The following is a 24,886-nucleotide window of genomic DNA, read 5'->3' as shown; positions in this document are numbered from 1 at the left end:
ATCTTAACTGGCGCGGCCGCGTTCTCGCCGCAAAGTTACGGTTATCAACCCGTTAACGCTCAGGACCCTAGTATCGGCCTCATGCGATTCCGTGTTTCGACGCACCGGGTTCCGGCGGTCGCGGCGATCCTCGCCACGGCCGCGCTGACATGCGTCCAGATTCCGGTCGTGAACGCCGAGCAGACGGTCACCGAACAGCCGGCCTCCGAGCACCCGGCCGATATCACGCGGGTCGAGAAGGAGAAGGCGCTGGAAGCCCTGCGCAGGGACATCGAGTCCCAGCACGCCGCCGAAGCCGCGCTCGCCACCGAGATCGAAACCCTGCGCAAGGACCGCGCCGCGCTCAACGAGCAGCTGATCGAGACCGCCGCGCGCGTGCAGGATATCGAGGCCTCCATCGACGAGGTCGAGGAACGCATCGATGGGCTTGAGCAGCGCGAGGATGAATTGCGCGCCTCGTTCCGCTCCCGTTCGGGCCTGTTGTCCGAACTGCTCGGCGCCCTGCAGCGCATGGGCCGCAGGCCGCCGCCGGCGGTGCTGGTCGAGCCCTCGGACGCCCTGAAGACCGTGCGCACGGCGATCCTGCTCGGCGCCGTTCTGCCGGGCGTTCGCATCGAAACCGAGGCGCTGGCATGGGATCTTGAGGAAATGGGCCGGCTGAAGCGGCAAATCGACTCCGAAAAGGCCCGATTACTGGCCCGTTCGCGCGACCTTGCCGGTGATCGGCGACGCATCGCCGCCCTCGTGGAGGCCAAGCGCGAGTCCGTCGCGAAGGGCGAGGAAGAGCTCGGTTCGATTCGCGAGAAGGCGAAGAAATTCGCCCTGGAAGCGCGCAATCTCGAAGAATTGATCGCCTCGATCGACCGCGAGATCGCCGTCGCCCGCCGCGAAAGGGAAGCCGCCGCCAGGCCGCCGGCGACGCCGGAACAGGCGCTCGGCGCCCTGCGCGACCCGACGCGGCTGGAGCCCGCGATGGCCTTCCCGCAAGCGGTTGGCCTGCTGCCGATGCCGGTTACAGGGGCCGTGACGCGCGATTTCGGCACTCCGGACGAGATCGGCAGCCCGGCGCGGGGCATCTCGATCGCGACGCGCTCGCGGGCCCAGGTGACGGCACCGAGCGACGGCTGGGTCGTCTATGCCGGGCCGTTTCGGTCATACGGGCAACTCTTGATCCTGAACGCCGGCGACGGATATCATGTATTGCTCGCCGGCTTGGATACTATCGCGGTTGACTTGGGTCAGTTCGTATTGACCGGTGAACCAGTGGGACAGATGGGCGGGCTTGAAGTGGCGAGCGCCGAAAGCGTGACGGTCGGGCGGAGCCAGCCGGTCCTTTATGTCGAATTTCGGAAGGATGGGCATCCCATCGACCCCGCCCCATGGTGGGCGGAAGGCCGCACAGGAGCAGGCGGATAATGCGTAGAACGACGATACTTGTGCTGGGAATGATGGTGGGTGCGGTCGCGACCTTCGCGGCTTCGCAGCCTTGGCATGTAAGCGGAGCGGCGGAAGCCGCCGGCAATGCCGACACCTATCGCCAGTTGAACCTGTTCGGCGACGTCTTCGAACGCGTCAAGGCGGACTATGTCGAGCAGCCCGACGACGCGCAGCTCGTCGAGTCGGCGATCAACGGCATGCTGGCCGCGCTTGATCCGCATTCCAGCTATATGTCGCCCAAGAACTACCGCGACATGCAGGTGCAGACGCGCGGCGAGTTCGGCGGCCTCGGCATCGAGGTCACGATGGAGGATGGCCTGGTCAAGGTCGTCACCCCGATCGACGACACGCCGGCGGCCCGCGCCGGCGTCATGGCCGGTGACCTCATCACCCATCTCGACGGCGAGGCGGTGCTCGGCCTGACCCTTTCGGAGGCGGTCGAGAAGATGCGCGGCCGGGTCAACACCCCGATCGAGCTGACGATCCGGCGCGAAGGCGCCGACGAGCCGGTCGATATCACCGTGGTGCGCGACATCATCCAGATCCGCGCCGTGCGCTCCAACACCGAGGACGATGTCGGCTACATCCGCATCACCCAGTTCAACGAGCAGACCTTCGACAATCTGAAGACCGCCATCGAGTCCCTCGAGACCGAGATCCCGAACGACAAGCTCAAGGGTTTCGTCATCGACCTGCGCAACAATCCCGGCGGATTGCTCGACCAGGCCATCGCCGTCTCCGACACGTTCCTCGATCGCGGCGAGATCGTTTCGACCCGCGGCCGCAACACCGACGAGAGCCAGCGCTACAACGCTCGCTCCGGCGACCTGATCAAGGGCAAGCCGGTCATCGTGCTGATCAACGGCGGCTCGGCCTCGGCGTCCGAGATCGTTGCCGGCGCGCTGCAGGACCACCGCCGTGCGACCGTGGTGGGAACGCGCTCCTTCGGCAAGGGATCGGTGCAGACGATCATCCCGCTGGGCTCCAACGGCGCGCTCCGCCTCACCACCGCGCGCTACTACACCCCGTCCGGCCGCTCGATCCAGGCCAAGGGCATCGAGCCCGATATCATCGTCGAGCAGGAGGTGCCCGAGGAGCTGAAGGGCGCGACCACGTCGAAGGGCGAGTCGTCGCTGCGCGGGCATCTGCAGTCGGAAGCCGGCAAGGAAGAGGGCGGATCGTCCGCCTACATCCCGCCGGAGAAGGAAAAGGACAAGCAACTGAACTATGCGCTCGATCTGTTGCGCGGCGTTCAGGTCAACAGCCTGTTCCCGCCGGATCCGGGCGCGGGCGTGCCCAACTGACGGGCTGAGGCTTCAGGCGACTTCGCGGCGAGAGGCACGCCGCGAAGCGCCAGCCCCCGGGCCTTGAGAGGCCCGCTTCAACGGAATTGATCATGGCGGCGGATGATCTGACTTCGCCAGGCGGATTCTGGCAGGTGTGGCGAAAGCGGCTGCGCCGCGTCACCGTGCTTGGCTCCCTGCTTGTCCTGACGGGCGCCTTCGCCCTTTTCGTGGCCGGATGGCTGATCTTCGTCGACGATCCGCATGGCGGCGAGCCCGTCGTGGTGGTCGCGCTCGACCATCCCACCGCGATCCAGGCCGACAGCGGCGACGATCTGGGCATTCGGCCGACCGTGGATTCCCGCGAGGCCGCGCCGTTGCCGAGCGGCCACAGCCAGCCGCCCGCCGACATCGTCATCTCCGATCCGCTCGCCGCACCCTCCAACTACACAGGCCCCAGATCCCCGGGCGCCCAATCCTCTGGCCCCGCGTCCGGCGGGACCGTGGTGGCCTCGCTCGACACGAGCCTTCTCGAAAGCGGCCCCTACGGGCCTCTGCCGGTCATCGATCGCGACGGCCGCCGCGCCGCCGAGGTCTATTCCGCCGCGACGGGAACGATCAGCGAGGAACAGCCGCGGATCGCCATACTGATCGGCGGCATGGGCCTGTCGATCACCGCGACGGAAGCGGCCATCGACCGGCTGCCGCGCGAGGTGACGCTGGCCTTCGCGCCCTACGGCGACGAGACCGATCGCCTGACCAGCCGGGCCCGCCAGTCCGGGCACGAGCTCGCGCTGCAGGTGCCGCTGGAGCCCTATGACTATCCCGACAACGATCCCGGCCCGCACACGCTTTTGACCGGCCTCAGCGTCGACCAGAACCGGGACCGCCTGCACTGGGTGATGAGCCGCTTCACCGGCTATGTCGGCATCGTCAACTACATGGGCGCCCGCTTCACCGCGTCCGACCAGTCGCTGCGCCCGATCCTCGGCGAACTGCGCGACCGCGGCCTCATCTATGTCGATGACGGCTCGTCGTCGCGCTCGGTCGCCGGGCACATCGCCTCGGAGGTCGGCCTGCCCTTCGCAAAGGCCGATATCGTCGTCGACGCGGTGCCCGCGCGCGCCGATATCGACGCGCAGCTCGCCCGGCTCGAGGACATCGCCCGGCAGAAGGGCGTCGCCGTCGGCGTCGCCTCCGGCCTTCCGATCGCCATCGACGCCATCGACGCCTGGGCCGACGGACTCCAGGGCAAGGGCATCGTGCTGATCCCCGCCAGCGCGGCGGCAAGCGGCGGCGAGACCTGAGGGCGCCATCCAGCCCCGCGTCTGCGCCCGCGATGGCACACGCCGGTTGACAGATCGCCCCGGACTGTCAGAACTCCCCGGACCGTCAGAATTCCCCGGTGAAGGCCCACATCCGCCCGCGGGATGGGCCAACAGGATCAGCCATGGCGAAAACCGACCCCGAAGCCCTTCCCTACCGCCCCTGCGTCGGCGCGCTCGTCGTCAACGGCGACGGGCTCGTCTTCATCGGCCACCGCGCCGACGGTCCCGAGGAGCCGGAGGGCCCCGGAACCTGGTGGCAGATGCCGCAGGGCGGCATCGACGACGGCGAGGACCCGCTGGAGGCCGTCTACCGGGAGCTCTACGAGGAAACCAGCATCCGCTCGGTGCACCTTGTCGCCGAATCCCGGGACTGGATCCGCTACGACCTGCCTCCCGACCTGGTCGGCAAGGCCTGGAAGGGGCGCTACCGCGGCCAGACGCAGAAATGGTATCTGCTGCGCTTCACCGGCGAGGAAACCGAGATCGACATCCTCACGCCCGGCGGCGGCCACCACAAGGCCGAGTTCAATGCCTGGAAATGGGCCCCGCTCGAGGCGCTGACCGAACTGGTGGTTCCGTTCAAGCGCGATGTCTATCGTCGCATTGTCGCCGAATTCGCCGATGCGCTTAAATAGAGCCGACGACGCCCGACCTTTCGCCGACCGAACCGACCAGGGAGCTGACCGCAATGACCATCGTGCCGATCCTCGATGACGACGCCGCCTCGCCCGAGGCGAAAGCCGTGTTCGACGACATCCGCAAGACCCGCAACACCGATTTCGTCAACAATTTCTGGCGCGCGCTCGCCCACGATCCGGTTCTGCTCAGGCGCACCTGGGAGAGCGTCAAGGAAGTGATGGCCCCCGGCGCCCTCGACCCGCTGGTCAAGGAGATGATCTACGTGGCCGTTTCCGCCACCAACAACTGCGAGTACTGCATCCGCTCGCACACCGCGTCGGCCCGCGCCAAGGGCATGACCGACGAGATGCTGATGGAGCTGATCGCCGTGGTCGGCATGGCCAACGAGACCAACCGGCTCGTCAACGGCCTGCAGGTGCCGGTCGACGAGGCGTTCAAATAACCCCCGAAAACAGCCGCTTATCCCGGACTCGTAACCTTTCCTCCGAAGACGCACCGATGACGCAAACGCCCAGGGAGCGATACGCCGCCCTTGTCGAGGCCGGCGAGATCGCCCACGACCCGGCGCAGGCCCGGCTCGTCGAGCGCCTGACGCGCCTGTCGACCGAGCTCGTCAACCGGCGCCTGGCGGAGAAGGGATCGAATCTCGGCTGGCTGTTCGCCCGCCGCCAGAAGGCGGCCCCGCTCAAGGGGCTCTATATCTTCGGCGAGGTCGGCCGCGGCAAGACGATGCTCGTCGACCTGTTCTACGAGGCCACCGGCCTCAAGCGGAAGCGCCGCGCCCATTTCAACGATTTCATGGCCGACGTGCACCGCCGCGTCCATGCCTGGCGCCAGAAATCCAGGGCCGGCGCGGTCAAGGGAGACGATCCGATCGGGCCGGTCGCCGCCGAGATCGCAGCCGAGACCCGGCTTCTCTGCCTCGACGAGTTCCACGTCGACGACATCGCCGACGCCATGATCCTCGGCCGCCTGTTCACCCGGCTGTTCGACCGCGGCGTGGTGCTCGTCACCACCTCGAACGCCGCACCGGACGGGCTCTACGCCGACGGGCTGAACCGGGCGCTGTTCCTGCCTTTCCTCGCATTGCTGAAGGAACGGACCGACGTCGTCTGCCTGGATGCGATATCGGACTACCGCCTGGGCCGCCTGCGCTCCTCGGATCTCTATTTCTCGCCCGCCGACGGCGATGCCCGCCACGCCATGGACGAGACCTGGAGGCGCCTGACCGGCGCCGCGCACGGTCGCCCGACGACCCTGGAAGTCCTGGGCCGGCGGGTTCCGGTGCCGGAGAGTTTCGACGGGATTGCGCGGTTTTCCTTCGCCGACCTGTGCGAGGCGCCGCTCGGTGCCAACGACTACCTGAAGATCGCCGCGACCTTCCATACGGTGTTCCTCGATGCCGTGCCACAACTCGGACCCGGCCAGCGCAACGAGGCGCGCCGCTTCGTTCTCCTGATCGACACGCTCTACGACCAGAGGGTCAAGCTCGTCGTCTCCGCCGATGCCGAGCCCGATGCGCTGTATCCGAGCGGAGACAGCGCCGCGGAATTCAGGCGCACCGTCTCGCGACTTCACGAAATGCGCTCCGGCGACTACCTGGCGGCAGCCTACGAGGCGCGCGAAAACGGCCTTGGACCCGATAGCGACACCTGAAACGATCAAATCGCCGACCCAGAACAGAGGTTCACTTGAATGGGTCGGGCATTCGGGCTAGTGACTGCGCGGACAGACCAACCGCCCGCACGTGGAACGGTCCGCCGCAGGCAAAATCTGGGAATTTTCATCCAATGGCGCGCAACAAGATCGCATTGATCGGCGCCGGACAGATCGGCGGCACGCTCGCCCATCTCGCCGGCCTCAAGGAACTCGGAGACATCGTTCTCTTCGACATCGCGGAAGGCACCCCGCAGGGCAAGGCGCTCGATCTGGCGCAGTCCTCGCCGGTCGACGGCTTCGACGCGAAACTGACGGGCACGCAGTCCTACGCCGCGCTCAAGGGCGCCGACGTGGTCATCGTCACCGCCGGAGTGCCGCGCAAGCCGGGGATGAGCCGCGACGATCTGCTGGGCATCAACCTGAAGGTCATGGAACAGGTCGGCACGGGCATCAAGAAGTACGCTCCGGACGCCTTCGTGATCTGCATCACCAACCCGCTGGACGCCATGGTCTGGGCGCTGCAGAAGGCCTCCGGCCTGCCGCGCCACATGGTGGTCGGCATGGCCGGCGTGCTCGATTCCTCGCGCTTCCGCCACTTCCTGGCCGAGGAGTTCGACGTCTCCATCGAGGACGTCACCGCCTTCGTGCTGGGCGGCCATGGCGACACGATGGTTCCGCTGGCCCGCTACTCGACGGTCGCCGGCATCCCGCTGACCGACCTGATCAAGATGAACTGGACCACCAAGAAGCGCCTCGACGAGATCATCCAGCGCACCCGCGATGGCGGTGCCGAGATCGTCGGCCTTCTGAAGACCGGTTCGGCCTTCTACGCCCCGGCGGCGTCGGCGATCGCCATGGCCGAGTCCTATCTGAAGGACAAGAAGCGGGTTCTGCCCTGCGCCGCCTATCTCAAGAACGAATACGGCGTGAAGGACCTCTATGTCGGCGTTCCCGTCGTGATCGGCGCCAAGGGCGTCGAGCGGGTCGTCGAGATCGAGTTGAACCGCAGCGAACAGGCGATGTTCGACAAGTCCGTCGAAGCCGTCCGCGGCCTCGTCGACGCCTGCAAGAAGATCGCCCCCGATCTCGGCAAGAGCAAGTGAGCTTAACTGACCGATGAACATACATGAGTACCAGGCGAAGGCGGTTCTGAAGGAATTCGGAGCCCCCGTCGCATCCGGCATCGCCATCTACTCGGCCGACGAAGCCGAGAAGGCCGCAACCGAACTCGGCGGCCCGCTCTGGGTTGTCAAGTCGCAGATCCACGCCGGCGGCCGCGGCAAGGGCCGCTTCAAGGAGTCGGTGGCAGGCGACAAGGGCGGCGTCCGGCTGGCCAGGTCGGTCGAGGAAGTCGTCGACAACGCCAGGCAGATGCTGGGCTCGACGCTGGTGACCAAGCAGACCGGTCCCGCCGGCAAGCAGGTCAACCGGCTCTATATCGAGGCCGGCGCCGACATCGCCCGCGAACTCTATCTCTCCCTGCTCGTCGACCGCACCGTCGGCCAGGTCGCCTTCGTCGTGTCCACGGAAGGCGGCATGGACATCGAGACGGTCGCCGAGGAGACCCCGGACAAGATCCTGACGCTGCCGATCGATCCGGAAGCCGGCGTCACCGACGCCGACGCCGCTAAGCTGGCGGACGCGCTGGAACTGAAGGATCCGGCACGGGCCGAGATGCTCGACCTCGCCAGGATCCTGTACGAGGCCTTCACTAGCAAGGACATGAGCCTGCTCGAGATCAACCCGCTGATCGTCATGCAGGACGGGCATATCCGCGTTCTCGACGCCAAGGTCTCCTTCGACAACAACGCCCTGTTCCGCCATCCCGACGTCGTTGAGCTGCGCGACGAGACGGAAGAGGACGAGAAGGAAATCGAGGCCTCCAAGCACGATCTCGCCTATATCGCCCTCGACGGCACCATCGGCTGCATGGTTAATGGCGCCGGCCTGGCGATGGCCACCATGGACATCATCAAGCTCTACGGCGCCGAGCCGGCGAACTTCCTCGATGTCGGCGGTGGCGCCTCCAAGGAAAAGGTCACCGCGGCGTTCAAGATCATCACCGCCGATCCGAACGTGAAGGGCATCCTGGTCAACATCTTCGGCGGCATCATGCGCTGCGACACGATCGCCGAGGGCGTCGTCGCCGCGATCAAGGAAGTCGGCCTGCAGGTACCGCTGGTCGTACGGCTGGAGGGCACCAAGGTCGAGGAGGGCAAGAAGATCCTCAACGAAAGCGGCCTGAACGTCACCGCCGCCGACGACCTCGACGACGCCGCCCAGAAGATCGTGAAGGCCGTGAACGGCTGAGCCGGGGACGCGGAACGCGAGCCAGGTCACGCAACGAGAGCGTTTCAGTTAGGAAATTCATGTCTATTCTCGTCGATCGCAATACCAAGGTCATCGTCCAGGGCCTGACCGGCAAGACCGGTACCTTCCATACCGAACAGGCACTCGCCTACCACGGCACCCAGATGGTCGCCGGCGTTCATCCGAAGAAGGGCGGCGAAAGCTGGGTCGGCCATGTCGACGGCGCCGAGAAGGCCCTGCCGATCTTCGCGACCGTCGCCGAGGCAAAGGCGGCGACTGGTGCCAACGCCTCGGTCATCTACGTGCCGCCGGCCGGCGCCGGCGCGGCCATCGAGGAGGCGATCGACGCGGAGATCCCGTTGATCGTCTGCATCACCGAGGGAATCCCGGTGATGGACATGGTCAAGGCCAAGGCCAAGCTCGACAAGTCCAGTTCCCGCCTGATCGGGCCGAACTGCCCCGGCGTGCTGACGCCGGACGAATGCAAGATCGGCATCATGCCGGGCTCGATCTTCCGCAAGGGCTCCGTCGGTGTCGTCTCGCGCTCAGGCACCCTGACCTACGAGGCCGTCTACCAGACCTCGATGGAAGGCCTGGGCCAGACCACCGCGGTCGGCATCGGCGGCGACCCGGTCAAGGGTACCGACTTCATCGATGTCCTGGAGATGTTCCTCGCCGACCCCGAGACCCAGTCGATCGTGATGATCGGCGAGATCGGCGGTTCGTCGGAAGAGGACGCCGCCCAGTTCATCAGGGACGAGGCGAAGGCAGGCCGGAAGAAGCCTATGGTCGGCTTCATCGCCGGACGCACCGCACCTCCCGGCCGCACCATGGGCCACGCCGGCGCGGTCATTTCCGGCGGCAAAGGCGGCGCGGAAGACAAGATCGCCGCGATGGAAGCGGCGGGCATCCGCGTATCGCCCTCGCCGGCACGTCTGGGAAAGACGCTCGTTGAGGTGTTGAAAGGCTAACCAAATTGGAACAAAGGTTGGCTTTAGTGCGCTCAGTACCCAATTGAGTCGACCGCGAGAGTGGTCCCGTAGTTCAGATGAAGGGGCGCCGATGCCCCGCCGGAGCCGATCATGGCCAAGCAAGAGGCTAATGAAGCCTTCGCGTTGACGTCGTTCCTTTACGGCGCCAATGCGGGGTGGATTGAAGATCAGTACGCGCGTTACCAGCGCAATCCCGAGTCCGTCGACGCCGGTTGGCGGTCGTTTTTCGAGGCGCTCCAGGACGATCGCGAAACTGTGATCGCCGAGGCGCGCGGCGCCTCGTGGGAACGCAACGACTGGCCGATCCCGATGAACGGCGAGCTGGTCAGCGCCCTCGATTCCAACTGGATGCCCGTCGAATCCGCGGTTGGCGAGAAGATCCGCGCCAAGGCCCAGGGCCAGGGCGTCGAGATGTCCGAGGAAGCGGTGATGCGCGCCACCCGCGATTCGGTGCGCGCCCTGATGATGATTCGCGCCTACCGCATGCGCGGCCATCTGGCAGCCAACCTGGACCCGCTGGGCGTCAACCCGCCGGTCAGCCATCCCGAGCTGGAGCCGGAAAGCTACGGCTTCACCGAGGCGGACTACGAGCGGCCGATCTTCATCGATCACGTGCTCGGGCTCGAGTTCGCCACGATCCCCGAGATGCTGGAAATCCTCCGGCGCACGTACTGCAACACCATCGGCGTCGAGTTCATGCACATCTCCGATCCGGCCGAGAAGGGCTGGATCCAGGAGCGCATCGAGGGCCCCGACAAGGAGGTGAGCTTCACGCCGGAAGGCAAGAGGGCGATCCTCAACAAGCTGGTGGAGGCCGAGGGCTTCGAGAAGTTCCTTGACGTCAAGTACACCGGCACCAAGCGCTTCGGCCTCGACGGCGCCGAGTCGATGGTTCCCGCGCTCGAGCAGATCATCAAGCGCGGCGGTCATCTAGGCGTGAACGAGATCGTCGTCGGCATGGCCCACCGAGGTCGTCTCAACGTGCTGGCCCAGGTGATGGCCAAGCCGCACCGGGCGATCTTCCACGAGTTCAAGGGCGGCTCGGCCTCCCCCGACGAGGTCGAAGGCTCCGGCGACGTCAAGTACCACCTCGGCGCCTCCTCCGACCGGGAGTTCGACAACAACAAGGTACACCTGTCGCTGACCGCCAACCCGTCGCATCTGGAGATCGTCGATCCGGTCGTGCTCGGCAAGGTGCGCGCCAAGCAGGACCAGCTGCGCGATCCCGACCGCTCCACGGTGATGCCGCTGCTCATCCACGGCGACGCCGCCTTCGCCGGCCAGGGCGTCGTGGCCGAGTGTTTCGGCCTGTCCGGCCTGAAGGGCCACCGCACCGGCGGCTCCGTGCACTTCATCGTCAACAACCAGATCGGCTTCACCACCAATCCCCGCTTCTCGCGGTCCTCGCCCTACCCCTCGGACGTCGCCAAGATGATCGAGGCGCCGATCCTGCACGTGAACGGCGACGATCCCGAAGCCGTGGTATTCGCCGCCAAGGTGGCGACCGAGTTCCGCCAGCGGTTCCACAAGCCGGTCGTCATCGACATGTTCTGCTACCGTCGTTTCGGCCACAACGAGGGCGACGAGCCGGCGTTCACCCAGCCGATCATGTATCGGAAGATCCGCTCGCATCCCACGACGCTGCAGATCTACGCCGACAAGCTGGTCGCCGAGGGACTGGTCACCGCCGACGAGGTCGAACAGCTCAAGGCCGACTGGCGCGCCAAGCTGGAAGCCGAGTTCGATGCCGGCACCAGCTACAGGCCCAACAAGGCCGACTGGCTGGACGGTCGCTGGTCGGGCTACAAGGTCGCCAACGACGAAGGCCCGCGCCGCGGCCATACCGGCGTCCCGGAAGATGCGCTGAAGGACATCGGCGTGAAGCTGTGCGAGGTGCCCCCGGACTTCAAGGTCCACCGCACCGTCAAGCGTTTCCTCGACAATCGCCGCGCGATGATGGAGACCGGCGAGGGCATCGACTGGGCGACCGCGGAAGCGCTCGCCTTCGGCAGCCTCTGCGTCGAGGGCATTCCGGTCCGGCTGTCCGGCCAGGACTGCGAACGCGGCACCTTCTCGCAACGCCACTCGGTCCTGTACGACCAGGAATCCGAGGACCGCTACATCCCGCTCGACAACCTGTCGGACGACCAGGCCCACTACGAGGTCATCAATTCGATGCTCTCGGAAGAGGCCGTGCTCGGCTTCGAGTACGGGTTTTCGCTGGCAGAGCCGCGCGCGCTGACCATATGGGAGGCCCAGTTCGGCGATTTCGCCAACGGCGCCCAGGTGGTGGTCGACCAGTTCATCTCGGCCGGCGAGCGCAAGTGGCTGCGCATGTCCGGTCTCGTGATGCTGTTGCCGCACGGCTACGAGGGCCAGGGCCCGGAGCATTCCTCCGCCCGTCTGGAGCGCTATCTGCAGATGTGCGCCGAGGACAACATGCAGGTCGCCAACTGCACGACGCCGGCGAATTACTTCCACATCCTGCGCCGGCAGATGAAGCGCGATTTCCGCAAGCCGCTGATCCTGATGACGCCGAAATCGCTTCTGCGCCACAAGCGGGCGGTCTCGAAGCTGTCGGAACTGGTCCAGGAGTCCTGCTTCCACCGTCTGTTGTGGGACGATGCGGAGATCCGCGAGGGCGAGAAGATCAAGCTCGCCAAGGACGACAAGATCCGTCGCGTGGTCATGTGCTCCGGCAAGGTCTACTATGACCTCTACGAGGAGCGCGAGAAGCGCGGCATCGACGATGTCTATCTGCTCCGGCTCGAGCAGCTCTATCCCGTGCCCGCCAAGGCGCTGGTGACCGAGCTTGCCCGTTTCAAGAATGCCGAGATGGTCTGGTGCCAGGAAGAGCCCCGCAACATGGGGGCCTGGAACTTCATCGAGCCCTATCTGGAATGGGTGCTCAACCAGATCGAGGCCAAGCACCGCCGGCCGCGCTATGTCGGCCGCGCCGGCGCCGCCGCGACGGCAACCGGCCTCATGTCGAAGCATCTGGCTCAGCTCGAGGCCTTCCTCGACGAGGCCCTAACCGAATAAGCCCGACCCTCAAGGACGACGAGAATGGCGATGGAAATCCGCGTACCGACGCTTGGTGAATCCGTAACCGAAGCGACGGTGGGCCAATGGTTCAAGAAGCCCGGCGACGCCGTGGCCCAGGATGAGCCGCTGGTCGAGCTCGAGACCGACAAGGTCACCGTCGAGGTGCCCGCGCCCGCGGCCGGGACCCTGTCCGAGATCGTCGTGGAGGAAGGCCAGACCGTCGAGGTCGGCGCCCTGCTGGCCCAGTTCGCCGAAGGCGCCGCCGGCGCCGCGCCCGCCCCGAAGGCCGCGAAGCCTGCCGAGGCCCCGAAGGCCGAGGCGGCCGCACCGGCTGCGGCCAAGGGGCCGGAGATGCCGCCCTCGCCCGCCGCCGGCAAGATGCTCGCCGAGAAGGGCATGTCCGCCGATCAGGTATCGGGCTCGGGCAAGCGCGGTCAGGTGCTGAAGGAAGACGTGCTGAAGGCGTTGGAGACCGGCATCACCGCCCCGGTCGCGAAGCCCCAGGCCGCCCGCGCGCCGGTCGCCGAAGACGATGCCGCCCGCGAGGAGCGGGTGCGCATGACCAAGCTGCGCCAGACCATCGCGCGCCGCCTCAAGGACGCCCAGGACACGGCGGCCATGCTGACGACGTTCAACGACGTCGACATGGGCGCGGTGATGGAACTGCGCAAGCAGTACAAGGAGCTGTTCGAGAAGAAGCACGGCGTGCGCCTCGGCTTCATGGGCTTCTTCGTCAAGGCGGTGATCCAGGCCCTCAAGGAGATCCCGGCGGTCAACGCCGAGATCGACGGCACCGATCTCGTCTACAAGAACTACTACCATGTCGGCGTCGCCGTCGGCACCGACAGGGGCCTCGTCGTGCCGGTGGTGCGCGACGCCGACCAGATGAGCCTCGCCGAGATCGAGAAGACCATCGGCGACTACGGCCGGCGCGCCCGCGACGGCAAGCTCGGCATCGACGAGATGCAGGGCGGCACCTTCACCATCACCAATGGCGGCGTCTACGGATCGCTGCTGTCGACGCCGATCCTCAACATGCCGCAGTCGGGTATCCTCGGCATGCACCGCATCGAGGAGCGTCCCGTCGCCCGCAACGGCCAGGTGGTGATCCGCCCGATGATGTATCTGGCGCTCAGCTACGATCACCGCATCGTCGACGGCAAGGAAGCCGTGACCTTCCTCGTGCGCATCAAGGAATCGATCGAGGACCCGCAGCGGCTCGTGCTGGATCTGTAGTCCGAGAACAGGTTGGAGCAATGTCCCCGGAGTTCCTCCTCACAGCGCTCGTCGTCGTGCTGATTCCGGGAACCGGGGTGATCTACACGGTGGCGACCGGTCTCACCGCCGGCCGCCGGGAAAGCATCGCCGCCGCCTTGGGGTGCACCTTGGGAATCGTGCCGGCGCTTGTTGCGTCCGTGGTCGGCCTTGCCGCGATCTTCCATACGAGCGCGCTGGCCTTCCAGGTCCTGAAGTACATTGGCGCGGCCTACCTGCTCTATCTCGCCTGGCAGACCCTGAAAGAATCCGGGCCTATGCAGATCGGCAATCAGAAACCAGCGCCCCGCAGCCTTTTAGCCATCGCCCGCACCGGTTGCCTGATAAACGTGCTGAACCCGAAACTCTCGGTGTTCTTCCTCGCCTTTCTGCCCCAGTTCATACACGTCGGCGACGGAGTCGCGGCAGGCTCTCCCACCGCGCAGATGCTGTTCCTGGGCGCGGTCTTCATGGCCATGACCTTCGTCGTCTTCGTTGGCTACGGGATGTTCGCCGCCCTCGTCGGCGAGCGCGTCCTGCGCTCGGAGACGGTTCTCAAATGGATGCGCCGCACCGTTGCCGCCGCCTTCGCGGGCTTCGGGCTGCGTCTCGCTTTCGCAGGCCGCTGACCGGCGGCCGGAGCGACATCAGTCGCAACGACTACAAACGCAAAGAGGCAGTTCAATGGCTTCCTACGATCTCGTCATCATCGGTTCCGGCCCGGCCGGCTACGTCTGCGCCATCCGCGCGTCGCAACTCGGCATGAAGGTCGCCGTCGTCGAGAAGCGCGCGACCTACGGCGGCACCTGCCTCAATATCGGCTGCATCCCGTCGAAGGCGCTTCTGCACGCCTCCGAGATGTTCGAGGAGGCCGGCCACGGGCTCGAGAAGCTCGGGGTCAAGGTCGGTGCGCCGAAGCTCGACCTGAAGGCCATGATGGCTCACAAGGACGGCACGGTGAAAGGCAATGTCGACGGCGTCGCCTTCCTGTTCAAGAAGAACAAGATCGACGGCGTCATCGGAACGGGCCGCATCGTCGCGCCCGGCAAGGTTGAGGTGACGCCCGAGACGGGCGACAAGCAGGTCCTCGAGGCCAAGAACATCGTCATCGCCACCGGCTCCGATTCCACGCGCCTGCCCGGCATAGACGTCGACGAGAAGCGCATCGTCACCTCGACCGGCGCGTTGTCGCTGCCGAAGGTGCCCGGCAAGCTGCTGGTGATCGGCGCCGGCGTCATCGGCCTCGAGCTCGGCTCGGTCTGGGCCCGCCTCGGCGCGGAGGTAACGGTCGTCGAGTTCCTCGACCGCATCCTGCCCGGCATGGACGGCGAGGTCGCCAAGCAGTTCCAGCGCACGCTTCAGAAGCAGGGCTTCACCTTCAAGCTCGGCTCCAAGGTCACCGGCGTCGACGCCACGGACAAGACGCTGAAGGTCTCCGTCGAACCGGCCAAGGGCGGCGACGCGGAGCAGCTGGACGCAGACGTGGTCCTGGTCGCCGTCGGCCGCGTCCCCTACACCGAGGGCCTCGGCCTGAAGGAGGTCGGCGTCGAGCTCGACGAACGCGGCCGGGTGAAGACCGACGACCACTACAAGACCACAGTCGACGGCATCTACGCGGTCGGCGACGTCATCGTCGGACCGATGCTGGCCCACAAGGGCGAGGAAGAGGGTGTCGCGGTCGCGGAGCTCCTTGCCGGCCAGGCCGGTCACGTGAACTACAACGCCATTCCCGGCGTCGTCTACACGCGCCCGGAAGTCGCCTCGGTCGGCAAGACCGAGGAGGAGCTGAAGGAGGCCGGCATCGCCTATGTGACCGGCAAGTTCCCCTTCTCCGCCAACGGCCGCGCCCGGGCCATGAATGCGACCGACGGCTTCGTGAAGGTTCTCGCCGATGCGAAGACCGACCGGGTCCTGGGCGCCCACATCGTCGGCCCCGTCGCCGGCGAGCTGATCGCGGAACTGACGGTACTAATCGAGTTCGGCGGCTCGGCCGAGGATCTGGCCCGCACCTGCCATGCCCATCCCACCCTGTCGGAAGCCGTCCGCGAGGCGGCCCTGGCGGCGGGCAAGCGCGCCATCCACATCTGACGCGCGCCACCTCTGACTAGCAGCGGCCGGGCGTTACCTCCGGCCGCTGAGCGTGAACCATCCCACGCCGCCGATGACCAGCACGGCGCCGATCATGTCGCGCGTGCCCAGCACCTCGCCGAGGACGATCGTGGCAAGCAGGATCGTCGCGACCGGCGACAGCATGCCGATGGTCGCGTTGGCCTGCGCGGTGATGTGCTGCAGCGCCGCGTTCATCATGAAGGTCGGCAGGATCGTCGCCACAACGGCGAGCAGGATCGCGTAGGTCCATCCCGCCGGCGTTATGACGAGCGCGGAAACGGGCTCGCTCACGAGGAAACCCGCGATCGCCAGCACCGCCACCGCGATCATCGTCACGCAGGTGAACAGCCGCGGCCCCATGCGGCCGATTATCTCGCGGGCGTACAGCATGTAGATCGCGAAACAGATCGCCGATCCAAGCACCATGCCGGCGCCAAGCGCGACATCGCCGTTCGCCGTTCCCAGCTTTCCGTAGAAGATGATGGCCAGGCCGATATAGCTGATCGCGAACGCGACCACGGCGCGAACCTGCACGGGAAAGCGGAAGAAGAGCGCGCCGAAGATCACCACGAACAGCGGATAAGTCATCAGGATCAGAACGTTGAGCTGCGCCGGGATCAGGTCGAGCCCGAGAAAATCGAGATACATCGCGACCCAATAGCCGAGCACCCCGACCAGCACCGCCTTGGCGAACAGGTCGAAGCCGGGCAGCCCCTCTCCGCGTCGACGCCGGTCGCGCAGCGACAGCGCGCCGACGACCAGATAGACCGGCAGCGACAGCATCATGCGCAGCGCCAGCAGTGCCTCGACCCCGATACCCTCGGCGTATGCGAGCTTGATGAAGATCGCCTTGGAGGAAAACGTCAGGGCGCCGAGAACGGCAAGGACGTAGCCGATGACAAGGCTGCGCGGCGGGCCGGAAGGCTTCGGCTCCTTGCGGAAGACGACCGGAACCTCGGGTGCGGCGGTTTGCGGCGGTACGGTCTCGTCGCGGAGATCCCGCTGCCGGCCGGACGGGACAGTGGTCATCAAAATCGCGTATCACGGCTTCACGGACCCGGCCAGCGCGGAAAACGCAGGGTGGCTATTCGGGCCGCGGCAGCGGCATGCGACGGGTCGCGCCCCCCATGCTCCGCGTCTGCACCGGCTTGCCCGCGAGCGCGGGCACGAACCGCACGCGCGCGCGGCTGCGCTCCTTCGCCGGCACGGCCGCGTAGAGCTGCTTCGTCGCCTCGACCAGCAGCACGCCCGGCGGCATCGCCCGGATGACGGTGCCGGCCCGCTCCCAGGCCGCGGCCGAGCGGATCATGAAGCGTCCGCGGAACGGCGGCACCCAAAGCGCCTCGCCCCAGCTGTTCGGCGTGAACAGCGTGTCGCGCAGCAGCCTGACGATCTGCGAGCGGCTGTAGGGACGCCCGTGTCCGAACGGAGTGTGCTCGAACCGCGCCCACAGGCCGCGCCGGTTCGGCACCAGCACCGCCAGGCGGCCCCCAGGCGCCAGGACCCGCCAGGCTTCCCGCATCAGGTCGCGTGGCTGCTCCGACATTTCCAGGCAATGCATCAGCACGAGCCGGTCGACCGTGCTATTGCCGAGCGGCAGCTGCGTCTCGTCGACGAGCGCGGACGACGACGGCCCGTCGGCCGGCCAGTTCACCACGCCCTGTTCCGCCGGCATGAAGGCGAGCGTGCATTCCGATTCCTCGCGGAAGACGCCGAGCATCGGCCCGGCATAGCCGAGACCGACCACCGTCAGGCCGGAGAGATCCGGCCACAGCCGGCGCAGCCGGTGCACCAGCAGCCGCCGCGCGGTCTGCCCCAGGCCGGTAGCATAGAAGTCCCTGAGATCGACGATATCTATATACATTGCACCTCGACGATATCCGGTCGTTCGGGGTTGGCCCGTTTCGCTCCCGGATGATAGGTAACCTGGAACCCTTTCTGAAGTGCCCCACGCGGACCGGTTTCAAGGGGCCAGCGCCGAGGAGAGACGCCATGCAAGGCCTCGAGATCCGACTGTTCCCCTGCCTCAGCGACAATTACGGCGTGCTGATCCACGACGAGGCCTCCGGCGTCACCGCCTCGATCGACGCCCCGGAGGCGGAGGCCGTCGAAAAGGCGCTCGAGGAAACGGGCTGGACGCTGACCCACATCCTCGTCACCCATCACCATGCCGACCACACCCAGGGCATCCCCGCCCTGAAGGCCAGGTACGGCTGCAAGGTCGTCGGACCGCGCGGCGAGGCGGGCAAGGTGCCGGGGGTCGACGAGAGCCTGGGCGAAGGCGATACCTTCCAATTCGGCCGCTACGAGGCGCGAATCTTCGACACGCCTGGCCATACCCTCGGCCATATCGCCTGGTGGTTTCCCGACCCCGGTGTCGTCTTCGCCGGCGACACCCTGTTCGCGCTTGGCTGCGGCCGCGTCTTCGAAGGCACGACGGACCAGATGTGGGCCTCGCTGGAGAAGCTCGCACGGCTGCCGCGCGAGACGCTGCTCTATTGCGGCCACGAGTACACCCAGGCGAACGCGGAATTCGCCGTCACCATCGAACCGGCCAACGTCCACCTTCAGGCCCGCGTCGGCGAGATCGACGAAAAGCGCGCCCGCGGCGAACCGACGATCCCCTCGACCATCGGCGCCGAACGCGACTCCAATCCGTTCCTGCGCGCCGACCGCGACGAGGTGAAGATGGCCGTCGGCATGCCGAACGCGGACCCGGCGGCGGTCTTCGCCGAGATCCGCCGGCGCAAGGACAATTTCTGATGGGAGGGGCAAAGTCGACGATGACCGCCGAGGACGTCATCGCGCTGCTGAAGATGCAGCCGCATCCCGAAGGCGGCCATTTCGTCGAGACCTTCCGCGACGCACATCCCGCCGGTGCGCGCGATCATTCGACCGGCATCTACTTCCTGCTGCGATCGGGCGAGTTCAGCCACTGGCACAAGGTCGACGCCAGCGAGATGTGGCACTGGTACGCCGGCGCGCCGCTGGCGCTGCACATCAGCACCGACGGCAAGGCGGTGACGACACACCGGCTGGGCAACGACCTTGCCGCCGACGAGCGCCCGCAGGCCGTGGTTCCGCCGCATGCCTGGCAGGCCGCCGAAAGCCTCGGCGCGTGGACGCTGGTCGGCTGCACCGTCGCCCCCGGCTTCGATTTCGCCGGTTTCGAACTGGCCCCGAAGAACTGGCGTCCGGGCTGACACGCAAAGCCGTCTACGCGCGGCGGTCGGGCCCATTCCCTACGAGGAACGTGAGTCCCGCCAGGACTGCCAGGATCAGCGAGAAGGGAATCGACGCCCAGGCAAGGAGGCCGAGCCCGATCGGGTTGCCGTCCAGCGGCCCGAACGCGGTGTAGAGCAGGATCGGGGACCATCCAAGAACAAGAACGGCCAACGCCGCGCGCATGAGATTGGCGGACATGAACTGCCCCAAGGGTTGTTATCCTACAATCCAATAACAACCCAGGATTTTAAAAATTCGGTTTCGCCGATCCGCGAAATCGAATGGCTGGTATATGCAACTTGCTAACCTGATCGGTGCCGGCTTTCACACCGGCACCGAAAAGAGCCTCAGAGCATCGCCACGCGGCCCGTCGCAAGGTCGTAGACCCCACCGACGATTTCGATGCGACCGGCATCGGCGGCTTCGGCGATAATCGCGCTGCCCTTGACGAGGGCCTTCTGCGTCAAGCGGACGTTTTCCTTCGTCGCCTCGGCCAGAAGATCCTTCGGATCGTTCGCCTTGGCCGCGATCACGGCCGGCTCGATCGCGTTGATCAGGCCGGGCAGGTGACCCGGCAGGACAGCGTCGTCGCGAACGGTGCTGATGGCCGCGTTGACGGCACCGCAGCTCGTGTGCCCAAGCACCATGACGAGCGGCGTCGACAGGAACTTGACGCCGAACTCGAGGCTCGCCAGCCCGTCCGGCGAAACGATGTTGCCGGCCACCCGGACGACGAACAGATCGCCGGGGCCCTGATCGAAGGCGAGTTCGGGCGCGACGCGCGAATCCGCGCAGCTCAGGATCGCGGCGATCGGATGCTGGCCGAGCGTGCGGGCCGCCCGCCCGGCGGAGTTGTCGCGCGGCTCCACCTGGTTGGAGGCGTAGCGTTCGTTGCCTTCGAGCAGGCGCTTCAGCGCGTCGGACGGCGATATCGCGTTCTGCGGCGTGCCCGCCTGCTCGGCCATGGCCAGACCCGGCAAGGCCATGGACGCGGCCGCAAGCCCGGCAATGCCGGTAACGAAGCCGCGCCGAGACAGACTGGTGCGACCGGTGGTCGCGCATTTCTCACACATGGAGGTCATCCTGTTTACCAATGAATCGGGACATAGGACACGGAACCGCTGAAGAAATAGTTCCACCGGCCGACAAAGTTGGATCGAAGCGGACTACCGGGGCGTCCGCCGCCAGATTAGGTCCCTGGCCGCGACCGCCGCGCCGCCGGTGATCAGAACGCAGGCCAGTGCAATCGCCCAGGTCGCCTCGGCGAACCCGGCGGCGATCAGGATCACCGTCGACAGCAGGGGGGCGGCGTAGGAACTCGCCCCGAGCACCTGGATGTCGCCGTGCTTGACGCCGTAGTCCCAGACGTAGAAGGCCGCGCCCACCGGCATCAGTCCGAGCGCCACGACGGCGCCCCATTCGGTCGCGGAGGCCGGCCACACCGTCGTCTCGAGCATGAGATGCGCGATCGCCGACAACGCCGCCGCCAACAGGCAGAAGCCGGTCACCACGTCCGTCGACACGCCGGAAAACCGGCGCGACAGCACGGAATAGCCGGACCAGATCAGGGCGCAGGCGAGCGCGGCGCCGTAGCCGAACGCGTAGTCCTGGTTGAACGCCAGGCCGCGCCCGCCGGTGACGATCAGCGCCGCGCCGGCCAGTCCGAGCAGGCCGCCGATCACGTGATGGAGCCTGAGCCGTTCACCGGGCAGCAGTGCCGAAAACAGGACGATCAGGAGCGGCCACAGATAGGCGATGAGACCCGCCTCGACCGCCGGCGCGTTGCGCAGCGCGGTGAAGTAGAAGAAGTGATAGCCGAACAGGCCACCGACGCCGAGCAGCCAGACGATCACCGGCTGCCTGAGGCTCGCGCGCGCCGACGGCACGCCGACCCAGCGCACCAGCCCGATCGATCCGCCGATCAGGAAGCACATCGCCGCGAGCTGGAACGGCGGCACCTTGCCGCTCGCCGCCGTGAACAGCGCGAGCAGCGACCACATCAAGACGGCGCTGAAGCCGATCGCGGTCGCCCGCAGCCGGACACGGCGATCGATCGTGAGCGTGGATGCGTCCATGGGGCTAGCGCATTGCCACAGCCGGGCGGAGCAGACAAGCGGGGATCGTCACGTCGGAACTCGGCGACCGGGCCCGGATCGCGTAGCCGTTGATGAGGCCGTGGCGGCAGCGACGGCCCGCGTCTCAGACGACGACCAGCAGATAGGCGGCATAGCCGCCGAGCAGCACCGCGCCCTCCGACCGGCTCAGCCGCGCGCCGGTCGCCGCGAACACGGTCATGAGCAGCATCACGCCGATCATCACCGGGATATCGAAGCGTACGACCTCGGCCGGCACCGCGATCGGATGCGTAAGCGCGGTGACGCCGGCGATACCGAGTACGTTGAAGACGTTCGAGCCGACGATGTTGCCGTAGGCGATATCGGATTGCTTGCGCATGGCGGCAACGAACGAGGTCGCGAGTTCGGGCAGCGAGGTTCCGATCGCCACGACCGTCAGACCGATCACCGTGTCGGAGACCCCGGCGGTCTGAGCCAGATCGACGGCGCCGTCGACCAGCAGCCGTCCCCCCACCACGAGGCCGGCGAATCCGGCGAGAACGAGGCCGATCTCGCGCGCAACGGCGATCGCCCCGGCTTTCGGCGCGTCGTCGCCGGCGCCATCGGCGGGGCCTTGCACCTTGCGTCTTTCCTGATGCCAGACCAGGACCAGGTACACGGCGAGGCCGAGCACCAGGATCGCCCCGTCGGTCCGGGTCAGGACACCGCCCATGGTCAGCGCCGCCAGCGCCAGCGCGGCGGCCACCATGATGCCGCCGTCGCGCATGACGCTGCGGGTGGGGCAAGGAATCGGCGAGACGAGCGCGGCGATACCGATGATCAGCAGCACGTTGGCGATGTTGGAGCCGACGATGTTGCCGATGGCGATGCCCGGCGCGCCGGCGAAGGCCGCCTGCAGGCTCGTCACCAGTTCGGGCATGGACGTGCCGAATCCCACGACCGTCAGGCCGATCATCAGTGGCGAGACACCCAGACGAAGGGCGAGGAGCACCGAACCGCGCACCAGGATCTCGCCAGCCAGGAACAGCAGCACCAGCCCGCCGAGCAGGAACAAAGCGGTGGTCATGAAAGCTGGCTCCGGAATGGCGTAGTTCGGGATAGGCGCGGATATGTGGTTTCGCCGGCCAGGGCGCAAGGCCTGCCGCCGGGCTTGCAGCGAGGGCGCGCCCCACTCCCCGAGGGTTAGGCCGTCCCTGCGCGACAAAGAAACGCCCGCCCCGCGAAGGGCGGGCGCCGTCTTTCGAGCCCGTTCCGGCTCAGACCATGTACTGGCCGCCGTTGGCGGTCAGCGTCGAACCGGTGATGAAGCCGGCATCGTCGGCGGCGAGGAAAACGACGCAGCGCGCGATCTCCTCCGGCTCGCCGAGGCGACCGACCGGAATCTGCGCCACGATCGAGTCCAGCACCTTTTCGGGAACGGCGCGCACCATGTCAGTGCCGATATAGCCCGGGCAGATCGCGTTGACCGTGACGCCCTTGCGCGCGTTCTCCTGGGCCAGCGCCTTGGTGAAGCCGATATCGCCGGCCTTGGCGGCGGAATAGTTGGTCTGGCCCATCTGGCCCTTCTGGCCGTTGATCGACGAGATGTTGACGATGCGCCCGAAGCCGCGCTCGCGCATGCCCTCGATCACCGGGCGGCACATGTTGAACAGCGACCCGAGATTGGTGTCGGTCACCGCCTTCCACTGCTCCACCGTCATCTTGTGCAGCGTGGTATCCCGCGTGATTCCGGCGTTGTTCACCAGAACCTCCACCGGCCCGAGATCGGCCTCGACCTTCGCAATGCCCGCGGTGCAGGCCTCGAAGTCCGAGACGTCCCATTTGTAGACCGGGATACCGGTTTCGTCCTTGAACTTGTTGGCCGCTTCATCATTGCCGCCGTAGTTGGCCGCAACCGTGTATCCCGCGGCCTTCAGGCCCTTGCAGATGGCTTCGCCGATACCCCGCGTCCCACCGGTGACCAGTGCAACTCGTCCCACTTTTCGTCCCTCCCTTTAAACCGACCTGTCGCGAGGCCCGCCGGACTGGATTTCGACGCGGGCCGCGCGACGGTTCGATGCGAATGCGGAGCCGTCTCCGCGGTTCAGCGCTCGACGCACATGGCGACACCCATGCCGCCGCCGATGCAAAGCGTCGCCAGGCCTTTCTTGGCGTCGCGCTTCTGCATTTCGAACAGCAGCGTATTGAGCACCCGCGCGCCCGAAGCGCCGATCGGATGGCCGATGGCGATGGCGCCGCCGTTGACGTTGACGATCTCCGGGTTCCAGCCGAGGTCCTTGTTGACCGCGCAGGCCTGAGCGGCGAACGCCTCGTTGGCCTCCACGAGATCGAGGTCCTCGACCTTCCAGCCGGCCTTCTCCAGCGCCTTGCGGCTCGCCGGGATCGGCCCGGTTCCCATGATCGCCGGATCGACGCCGACGCTCGCCCACGAGACGATGCGCGCCATCGGCGTGATACCGCGCTTGGCGGCTTCCTCTGCCGACATCAGCACCACCACGGCCGCGCCGTCGTTGATGCCGCTGGCGTTGCCCGCCGTCACCGAGCCTTCCTTGTCGAAGGCGGGCCGCAGCCCGGAGAGCGAGTCGATCGTCACGCCTTCGCGGATGTACTCGTCCTGATCGACGACGACGTCGCCCTTGCGGCCCTTGATCGTCACCGGTGCGATCTCGTCCTTGAACTTGCCGGCCTTCTTGGCCGCTTCGGCCTTGTTCTGCGAGGCGACGGCGAACTCGTCCTGCTGTTCGCGGGTGATCTGCCACTGCTTGGCGACGTTCTCGGCCGTGTTGCCCATGTGGTAGCCGTTGAAGGCGTCCCAGAGGCCGTCCTTGATCATCGTGTCGATCATCTTGTAGTCGCCCATCTTCACGCCGTTGCGCAGATGCCCGGCGTGGGGCGCCTGGCTCATCGATTCCTGACCGCCGGCGACGATGACCCCGGCCGATCCGTCGGCGATCTGCTGCATGCCGAGCGCAACCGCGCGCAGGCCCGAGCCGCATAGCTGGTTCATGCCCCATGCCGGCGTCTCGACGGGAATGCCGGCGCCGATCGAAGCCTGGCGCGCCGGGTTCTGGCCAGCGGCGGCGGTCAGGATCTGCCCCAGGATCACCTCGCCGACATCCTCCGGCGCGACGCCGGCCCGCTCAAGGGCTGCCTTGATGGCGACCGTGCCGAGATAGGACGCCGGCACCGAAGACAGCGAACCGTTGAACGAACCGACCGGCGTGCGGGCGGCGCTGGCGATGACGATTTCGGCACTCATGGGATCAGGTCTCCTGTTCCGGGCATCCATAGCCGGGTTCACGTTCTGTGGCCTTCCTGCGTATCCGGCCCCGCCGGACCCGCGTGGGAAAGGTTTGTATAGCGCAATTGCGACGACACTGCTGTCGCATCCCGCCTTGTTTGCTGCATTGCAGTGCACGGAGTCAATTCGACTTGCGCCGCCTCTTGTTGCGGCGCGGCGAAAAACGGTGGCCCGGCGGACGAAAACTTCCTATCGTGGACGTCAACTAACGATTGCGGGGGGCGCCGTT

23 protein-coding genes are annotated in these 24,886 nt (G+C 66.7%); 15 read left to right on the top strand and 8 right to left on the bottom strand.

Features of this window, described 5'->3' with window-relative positions; translation table 11 throughout:
• Window positions 1–81 precede the first annotated feature (81 nt).
• The 13 genes from ACSF9G_RS20420 to lpdA all read left to right on the top strand — a co-directional run bounded on the left by ACSF9G_RS20420 (window position 82) and on the right by lpdA (window position 16,035).
• Entirely contained in the window at window positions 82–1,416 is a 1,335-nt protein-coding gene (locus ACSF9G_RS20420) for a murein hydrolase activator EnvC family protein (RefSeq protein WP_436643962.1), read from the top strand.
• Complete coding sequence (locus tag ACSF9G_RS20415; protein WP_436644048.1) at window positions 1,413–2,741, top strand: S41 family peptidase; 1,329 nt, start codon at window positions 1,413–1,415, stop codon at window positions 2,739–2,741. The genes ACSF9G_RS20420 and ACSF9G_RS20415 overlap by 4 nt, the downstream gene beginning before the upstream one ends.
• A gap of 92 nt (window positions 2,742–2,833) precedes the next feature.
• Window positions 2,834–4,027 carry a divergent polysaccharide deacetylase family protein gene (locus ACSF9G_RS20410; protein WP_436643961.1) on the top strand — a complete coding sequence of 398 codons (1,194 nt, stop codon included), beginning with the start codon at window positions 2,834–2,836 and terminating at the stop codon, window positions 4,025–4,027.
• Between the two features lie 143 nt (window positions 4,028–4,170).
• On the top strand, window positions 4,171–4,683 hold the full coding sequence (locus ACSF9G_RS20405; RefSeq protein WP_436643960.1) for an RNA pyrophosphohydrolase: 513 nt from the start codon (window positions 4,171–4,173) through the stop codon (window positions 4,681–4,683).
• 53 nt (window positions 4,684–4,736) lie between these two features.
• Window positions 4,737–5,129 (top strand): carboxymuconolactone decarboxylase family protein, encoded by a 393-nt coding sequence (locus tag ACSF9G_RS20400; protein ID WP_436643959.1) that lies wholly within the window; start codon window positions 4,737–4,739, stop codon window positions 5,127–5,129.
• 56 nt (window positions 5,130–5,185) lie between these two features.
• The gene (gene zapE / locus ACSF9G_RS20395) at window positions 5,186–6,343 is read left to right on the top strand and encodes a cell division protein ZapE (RefSeq protein ID WP_436643958.1); all 1,158 of its coding nucleotides are present in this window, start codon (window positions 5,186–5,188) and stop codon (window positions 6,341–6,343) included.
• Between the two features lie 134 nt (window positions 6,344–6,477).
• Window positions 6,478–7,449, top strand: coding sequence for a malate dehydrogenase (gene mdh, locus ACSF9G_RS20390; protein WP_436643957.1), 972 nt, complete (start codon window positions 6,478–6,480; stop codon window positions 7,447–7,449).
• Window positions 7,450–7,462: 13 nt separating this feature from the next.
• Window positions 7,463–8,656, top strand: a complete 1,194-nt coding sequence (gene sucC / locus ACSF9G_RS20385; protein WP_436643956.1) for an ADP-forming succinate--CoA ligase subunit beta — start codon at window positions 7,463–7,465, stop codon at window positions 8,654–8,656.
• A gap of 59 nt (window positions 8,657–8,715) precedes the next feature.
• Window positions 8,716–9,627, top strand: a complete 912-nt coding sequence (sucD, locus tag ACSF9G_RS20380; RefSeq protein WP_436643955.1) for a succinate--CoA ligase subunit alpha — start codon at window positions 8,716–8,718, stop codon at window positions 9,625–9,627.
• Between the two features lie 111 nt (window positions 9,628–9,738).
• Window positions 9,739–12,690: a 2-oxoglutarate dehydrogenase E1 component gene (locus tag ACSF9G_RS20375; protein WP_436643954.1), complete on the top strand. Its 2,952-nt coding sequence runs from the start codon at window positions 9,739–9,741 to the stop codon at window positions 12,688–12,690.
• A gap of 24 nt (window positions 12,691–12,714) precedes the next feature.
• Complete coding sequence (odhB, locus tag ACSF9G_RS20370; protein ID WP_436643953.1) at window positions 12,715–13,929, top strand: 2-oxoglutarate dehydrogenase complex dihydrolipoyllysine-residue succinyltransferase; 1,215 nt, start codon at window positions 12,715–12,717, stop codon at window positions 13,927–13,929.
• Window positions 13,930–13,949: 20 nt separating this feature from the next.
• Window positions 13,950–14,576 carry a LysE family translocator gene (locus ACSF9G_RS20365; RefSeq protein ID WP_436643952.1) on the top strand — a complete coding sequence of 209 codons (627 nt, stop codon included), beginning with the start codon at window positions 13,950–13,952 and terminating at the stop codon, window positions 14,574–14,576.
• A 55-nt stretch (window positions 14,577–14,631) separates the two neighbouring features.
• Window positions 14,632–16,035 carry a dihydrolipoyl dehydrogenase gene (gene lpdA, locus ACSF9G_RS20360; protein WP_436643951.1) on the top strand — a complete coding sequence of 468 codons (1,404 nt, stop codon included), beginning with the start codon at window positions 14,632–14,634 and terminating at the stop codon, window positions 16,033–16,035.
• A gap of 33 nt (window positions 16,036–16,068) precedes the next feature.
• On the opposite strand, the gene ACSF9G_RS20355 is transcribed toward lpdA, so the two are convergent.
• Both ACSF9G_RS20355 and ACSF9G_RS20350 read right to left on the bottom strand, forming a co-directional pair.
• Window positions 16,069–17,085, bottom strand: a complete 1,017-nt coding sequence (locus ACSF9G_RS20355; RefSeq protein WP_436643950.1) for a DMT family transporter — start codon at window positions 17,083–17,085, stop codon at window positions 16,069–16,071.
• 55 nt (window positions 17,086–17,140) lie between these two features.
• Complete coding sequence (locus ACSF9G_RS20350) at window positions 17,141–17,920, bottom strand: class I SAM-dependent methyltransferase (protein WP_436643949.1); 780 nt, start codon at window positions 17,918–17,920, stop codon at window positions 17,141–17,143.
• A 128-nt stretch (window positions 17,921–18,048) separates the two neighbouring features.
• Here ACSF9G_RS20350 and gloB point away from each other — a divergent pair, with 128 nt between their 5' ends.
• Together gloB and ACSF9G_RS20340 are read left to right on the top strand one after the other, a co-directional pair.
• Window positions 18,049–18,819, top strand: a complete 771-nt coding sequence (gene gloB / locus ACSF9G_RS20345) for a hydroxyacylglutathione hydrolase (RefSeq protein ID WP_436643948.1) — start codon at window positions 18,049–18,051, stop codon at window positions 18,817–18,819.
• Window positions 18,819–19,259 (top strand): cupin domain-containing protein, encoded by a 441-nt coding sequence (locus ACSF9G_RS20340; RefSeq protein WP_436643947.1) that lies wholly within the window; start codon window positions 18,819–18,821, stop codon window positions 19,257–19,259. Before gloB ends, ACSF9G_RS20340 begins: the two co-directional genes overlap by 1 nt.
• A 13-nt stretch (window positions 19,260–19,272) precedes the next feature.
• Here the strand turns inward: ACSF9G_RS20340 and ACSF9G_RS20335 are convergent, their stop codons facing one another.
• The 6 genes from ACSF9G_RS20335 to ACSF9G_RS20310 all read right to left on the bottom strand — a co-directional run bounded on the left by ACSF9G_RS20335 (window position 19,273) and on the right by ACSF9G_RS20310 (window position 24,615).
• Complete coding sequence (locus ACSF9G_RS20335) at window positions 19,273–19,491, bottom strand: hypothetical protein (RefSeq protein ID WP_436643946.1); 219 nt, start codon at window positions 19,489–19,491, stop codon at window positions 19,273–19,275.
• A 137-nt stretch (window positions 19,492–19,628) separates the two neighbouring features.
• A complete protein-coding gene (locus ACSF9G_RS20330) occupies window positions 19,629–20,354 on the bottom strand; it encodes a carbonic anhydrase (RefSeq protein ID WP_436643945.1) in 726 nt (241 codons plus the stop codon).
• Between the two features lie 93 nt (window positions 20,355–20,447).
• Entirely contained in the window at window positions 20,448–21,356 is a 909-nt protein-coding gene (yddG, locus tag ACSF9G_RS20325) for an aromatic amino acid exporter YddG (protein WP_436643944.1), read from the bottom strand.
• Between the two features lie 124 nt (window positions 21,357–21,480).
• Window positions 21,481–22,422, bottom strand: coding sequence for a calcium/sodium antiporter (locus ACSF9G_RS20320; protein WP_436643943.1), 942 nt, complete (start codon window positions 22,420–22,422; stop codon window positions 21,481–21,483).
• A gap of 190 nt (window positions 22,423–22,612) precedes the next feature.
• A complete protein-coding gene (locus tag ACSF9G_RS20315; RefSeq protein ID WP_436643942.1) occupies window positions 22,613–23,335 on the bottom strand; it encodes a beta-ketoacyl-ACP reductase in 723 nt (240 codons plus the stop codon).
• A 104-nt stretch (window positions 23,336–23,439) separates the two neighbouring features.
• Window positions 23,440–24,615, bottom strand: a complete 1,176-nt coding sequence (locus ACSF9G_RS20310) for an acetyl-CoA C-acetyltransferase (RefSeq protein WP_436643941.1) — start codon at window positions 24,613–24,615, stop codon at window positions 23,440–23,442.
• Window positions 24,616–24,886: the final 271 nt, after the last annotated feature.

Source organism: Microbaculum mangrovi, from assembly GCF_051390635.1.
Taxonomy (GTDB): Bacteria; Pseudomonadota; Alphaproteobacteria; order Rhizobiales; family Tepidamorphaceae; genus Microbaculum.
The sequence above is the reverse complement of the archived record's forward strand: the minus strand, read 5'-3'. Positions and strand labels throughout refer to the sequence as shown.